General features: G+C 36.8%; 4 protein-coding genes. All 4 read left to right on the plus strand.

From position 1 onward, the window contains the following. The first annotated feature begins 228 nt into the window (after window positions 1–228). Window positions 229–1,383: an AAA family ATPase gene (locus WMO46_RS15420; protein WP_129650435.1), complete on the plus strand. Its 1,155-nt coding sequence runs from the start codon at window positions 229–231 to the stop codon at window positions 1,381–1,383. A 7-nt stretch (window positions 1,384–1,390) separates the two neighbouring features. Further along, window positions 1,391–3,844 (plus strand): NACHT domain-containing protein, encoded by a 2,454-nt coding sequence (locus tag WMO46_RS15425; protein ID WP_129650434.1) that lies wholly within the window; start codon window positions 1,391–1,393, stop codon window positions 3,842–3,844. A 393-nt stretch (window positions 3,845–4,237) separates the two neighbouring features. Beyond that, on the plus strand, window positions 4,238–4,654 hold the full coding sequence (locus WMO46_RS15430; RefSeq protein WP_129650433.1) for a hypothetical protein: 417 nt from the start codon (window positions 4,238–4,240) through the stop codon (window positions 4,652–4,654). Continuing rightward, the gene (locus WMO46_RS15435; protein ID WP_242493085.1) at window positions 4,644–5,675 is read left to right on the plus strand and encodes a radical SAM protein; all 1,032 of its coding nucleotides are present in this window, start codon (window positions 4,644–4,646) and stop codon (window positions 5,673–5,675) included. Before WMO46_RS15430 ends, WMO46_RS15435 begins: the two co-directional genes overlap by 11 nt. The last annotated feature ends 143 nt before the right edge of the window (window positions 5,676–5,818 follow it).

The raw sequence follows: 5,818 nt of genomic DNA on the forward strand, positions 1-5,818 counted from the left end.
ATTATGACATTAGCATTCCGACTGAAATCCAAGAATGCCGAGGTATTTAGACGCTGGATCGTTGAACGAGCGATGACGCCAGCTATCGTCTGGAAGATGCCGATAAGCAACAACGCCAAACTTAACTGAATTTCAGATAAAAAGCGATTCAACCGGTTTAATAAATTTTCAATTATTCTATTTGCATAATTTATGTTGAATAATTATCTTTGCAAAAACAACGACAGCATGGCAAAGACAACAAATCCCTTCATCGTAACGGGAAAGATAGAGCCGGAGTATTTCTGCGATCGCGTGACGGAATCGGCACGGCTCGTCAAATCCGTTACCAACGGGAACAATATGGTAATCATCTCTCCGCGACGCATGGGCAAGACGGGGCTGATTCAGTTCTGCTACGACAAGCCAGAAATCGCCGACGAATACTATACGTTTTTTATCGACATCCTGCACACGTCGAGTCTGCGGGAATTTACCTATCTGCTGGGACGTGAAATATACGAAACCCTCCTCCCCCGCAGCCGCAAGATGGCCAACCTGTTCATTCAGACCATCAAGTCCATCAGCGGCAAATTCGGCTTCGACCCTATCACGGGTATGCCGACATTCAATGTGGAGTTAGGCGATATCGACCGCCCTGAATATACGTTGGATGAAATCTTCCAATACCTTGCTCGTGCGGACAAGCCGTGCATCGTGGCGATCGACGAGTTTCAGCAAATCGCCAAATATCCCGAGAAGAATATCGAGGCACAGCTGCGGACGCACATTCAAAAGCTACGCAACTGCAACTTCATCTTCGCCGGCAGCGAGCGCCACATGATGCAGGAGATGTTCACGTCGGCGGCACGTCCGTTCTACCATAGTGCGGATATGCTGGAACTGAAAGCGATTGTTCCGAAAATCTACATTCCGTTCATCGCCGGTCATTTCGAGAAACGGAACCGACGGATCGCTTCCGACGATATAGAACGAGTCTACAATCTGTTCAAGGGGCATACTTACTACGTTCAGAAGACGTTCAACGAGGCGTTCGCCGATACTCCCGAAGGCGAGGAGTGTACGCTTGAAACCATCAGGGCGGCAATCGACAATATGGTTGCTTCGAACGACACGATTTTCCGCGAGATTCTGTCGAACATTCCCGAAAAGCAGAAAGAGCTGCTCTATGCCATTGCCAAAGAGGGCGAAGCGGAACGGATTACTTCGGCAGCGTTCATCAAGCGGCATAGTCTGGCGTCGGCGAGTTCTGTCCAATCGGCAATGAAGAAACTGCTCGAAAAGGATATCATCACCGAAATCAACAAGGTTTTTTCCGTGACGGACAAACTTTTTGCAATGTGGATGAATAGGTTGTACGGAAATAAAAATGATTTAGATTAATAGAATTATGTTTGAATCTTTTATTATAAGCCTTGTTGCCAATATAGCGACATCAGCAGGGGCAGAACTCCTAAGTCGGGCTACGTGTAATTCCATATATAGAAAAATTGAAACGGCATATTCTAAGGCTTTAAAGAAATGGAGTAATAATACAGGCATAATCAATAGAGAACAGATCTGGACACAAAAAAGATTGGATGAGCTTGTTCTGCTAATGTCTGATCCGACAAAAGAATTCAATGTAGACAAAAATACATTGGATCTGTTGAAATTATTCAGATCTGAATTATTAACAGACACAGAAACGTGGCATTATTTGGAGAATGAATTTCTGAAAAAATCAATAGACATTCTATTTGATGTTAAACGTGCCATTTTGTCTATTCAGCAGGATATAGCTGCGCGTAGAATAGATCCTATTGAATTGAAAAATAAATTAATAGAGCAAACCAATTTTCAGATCGATAAAAATATAGCATCTGGGAAATATATCCCTGATACTTTTATGGAAATTAGTGAACTGAAAGACCATATCCGTTATTTTTCAGATCCAGCCTTATTCTACGACCGGATTTATAAAAAGGTTGCCAGTTTTAATTTCGAACACCTAAATCGTCAATTAAGTAATGAGAAAAAAGATTTATTTGAATTTGATGCCAGTTCTTTTTCTATTTCAGAAAATATCGATCTTGAATCGTTTTACAAGCAGGCAAATAATCTTTTCACATATTTAAAAAGCAAACATGATGAACTATACCATAATAAGAATAGAGGATGGGCACATTCCCACAAGATTGATAGACAAGCAACCAATATAGAGTATATCAGCAAACAGTTATGTATTATAACAGCCAATGCAGGTCAGGGGAAAACTAATTTCTTATGCGATTTTGCAAACAATGTGCTCGTCAGGCGCAACATCCCAACTCTATATATAAACGGATATGAAATTAATGCCTCATCTATTGAGCGGTCGTTGGCTCATGCGGTATATCCAGTAAATACTTATTCGTTTGCAGAAATAATAAATGGCATAAAGAGTTATTGTATAAACACAAAGAAACCATTTGTTCTTATTATTGACGGATTAAATGAAAATGATTCTCCTCAGTTGCTGTCTACAAATCTGTGCAATCTTATTCGGGAATTAATTAACCATAAGTTTATTAAGATTATATTAACCTGTAGAACGGAATATTACGCAGAACGATTTATAGATATAGATAAGATTTTCCCTGATCAAACGATCAGGCTCGATCATATCCATGCCCATTTAAATGAAGCGCAAAAAGAACGTTTGCTCAATAATTATTTAAGCTATTTTGAGATTCAAACGGATTTGTCAGAAGAAATTAAAACAGAATTAACAAATAATTTGTTGCTGTTAAGAATTTTTTCAGAGACATACAGTGGTCAAACCTTATCTTTTATTGGGGATTTACACAAAGATGAACTCTTTAAAGCATATTATCAGAAATTTTGCAATGATATTTCTCGCAAATTTTCTGCCGATGGTTATTATTCCGTAAATGCCCGCTTTATACAAAGATTTATTGGCCAGATCATTACCTATATGGTAGATCACACGCAATTTTCTAATATTCCCATTTTAGATGGATTGGAGCAAACGCAAATGGATTTGTATTGCAGATTCCTTGATGAGAATATATTGCTTCGCCGAGATTTGGTCGTATCTTCAGGAGTCTTTGGGAGAATAGAAGTTGTCAACTTTACATACGATGAATTCAGAGATTACTTGATAAGTTGCTATTTAATCGATGCTATTTATCCGAAATCACCTGATCGTTTCGAATCTTTTGTTGCCGAATATACCCAAAGCGGTCAACAGCTGGCTGAAGGACTGCGGTCTTTCTTGTTTTTATTATCAAAGAAACATTCGGATAAAAAAATACATACTTGGTTAAAAAGTTTGGATTGGTACAAAACCTCATTTATTAACCATATTTGGGATATTGATGACAAATATATCAATGGTGATGATATAGCATTGATAGAAGAGTTATTGCCAGAGTATAATAAGTATCTTATTCCTAGATTGTTATTTATTGGCCGTTGGGACACTATCCGTTTCCCGAAATTGAATATTCAGATCATATTAAAATATTCCGCATCTTTATCTGACTCCGATTTACACGAAAAAGTATATTCGATTTGGCGATCTGAACTTGATTATTGGTACAAAGCAGATGACAAAACATGGATAGATTTTCTATCATTACATGAAGAGCTGTTGTCAGATCATACATTTTTTCAAAATCCCGAATCTCACAATATTTTTGAATTTTTCTTGTATTTGACACCGTTCTCCTATGATGCGTTAGAAATATATGAAGCATATCTGAAAACATACAGCAACAAGAAGCAGTTGCTTAAAGTGAAGGATGTTTGCCATAGCGACAGATTGAAACAGACAATTGATAATCTACTGAATAAATTATGAAATACTCCTATGATTCATATAAATCTTTGATTGTTGTAAATAGGAACCTATCAAAAGATTATTTCCTCTCTCGTGCTGGAGCTCTCCACGGATATGCGAAAGATATGTTTAGCCGTATTTACGACAGTATCTTTTCGGAAGCTGAATGCGTCGACGATATTTTGAATAAATATTATTCCGACGAATATGAAAAAATGGAAGATTTTTTATATTCCAAATATTGTATTAATCGAGAGGATGTCGATAAAATTATGCAGCTTGTTAATTCAAATGAAAATTATATACTGTACGATTTCGACGAATTAAATTATGGAGATTCTGGAGCCGTCATGTTTGCGTTCTCATCGGATATATATGAACGAATTATTAATATACTCTTAATGCGGTAAGTTTATGAAAATAAAAACTGATTTTGTGACTAATAGTTCATCTACCTGCTTCGTGATTATTGCCGAAAACGAGTTTTCGTTACCAAATTTCATAGCCGCAGTCGGGGTGAACGATAATTCCGTCTTTTTGGATATTTATCAGCGGCTATTCGAATTATTTAAACATAATTTAATACCGGCAAGAGAGTTTGTATCCTCAGATAAATGGCATCAAGATGGAGAAGCATTTGAACATTATATAACTGAAGTCTTCTCAGAAGATACATTAAATCGCATACTTACCGCTGAACGAGAGGGCTATGAAGTGTATATGGGAAGACTTGCAAGCGATAATGATGAAATTGAAGGATTCTTCTGTACCGATTCGTTTATTATCGAATCTGAGGGCTTATATATTGATGCGACAAACGATGGCTGGTAAAAAGGATATAGTTGTTCGGGAATATCCTCAACAACATTATAAAACTATTTTCAATCAAAAAACAGGTTTTTTTGTTCGGATAGAAGATCGGGGATATGAAGAACCTTTTTGGTGTGAAACCGGTCCAGAACTCTTGGATGTGTCAATCACGAACTATTGTGAACGAAGATGCAAATTTTGTTACAGAGATTCATCTCTCATGGGACAACATATGAGAATGAATGATATGGAAAAAGTTGTTAAAGAGGCTGCGCAGCTTGGAGTACTACAAATTGCGCTTGGTGGTGGGAATCCAAACCAACATCCACATTTTACTTCAATTTTAAAGTTGATTAGAGACTATAACATCATACCATCTTTCACTACGAATGGAGATTATTTAACAGATGATATTTTAGACGCGATAAAACGCTATTGTGGAGCTATTGCCATTAGTGCATATCCCCCATTTGATGATTCTTTTGCCACAAAGATTAAAACAGTGGCACGTTATATAAAAACAAATCTTCATTTTATTTTAAAATCAGATACCATTGATATTGCCAATCAGTGGCTAACTAATCCTCCTGATTTTTTAGAGAATATCAATGCTATTATATTTCTTAATTATAAACCAATAAAGCCTATTACTGATTTACGGATTAAGGATAGTAACAAAATAGTTACATTTTTTCAGAACGTTCAGAATTGTAAATCTTTGAAGATAGGATTCGATAGTTGTAGCGTAGCAGGCATCGTTCATAATATGGAGGTCGATAATGTTTTTATAGAATCTTGTGAGGCGGCCAGATTTTCTGCATTCATTTCTGAGAATATGAAAATGTATCCTTGTTCATTTATGACAAATACTGTTTATTATGGAGATTTAAGAACAGAATCAATAGGTTCTATTTGGAAACACAATCAATATTTTATAAACCATAGATTTCAAATAAAGAATCATAATTGCCATAGTTGCAAATACGCCACATTTTGTAATGGCGGGTGTGTATATATGCCAGAAATAAATTTCTGTATTTAAACCACCAACAAGCCCCTTCCTCTTGACATAGACAAAGAGGAAATATTGTTATGTCGGTACGCTGGTATATACGCATGCTGTTACATGAATAAACATACAGCTATTCAGTCGGCTAACCATACAGTCAAACGTATGATCATTTG

Source organism: Alistipes intestinihominis (assembly GCF_040095975.1).
In the GTDB taxonomy this organism is placed as follows: Bacteria; Bacteroidota; Bacteroidia; order Bacteroidales; family Rikenellaceae; genus Alistipes; species Alistipes senegalensis.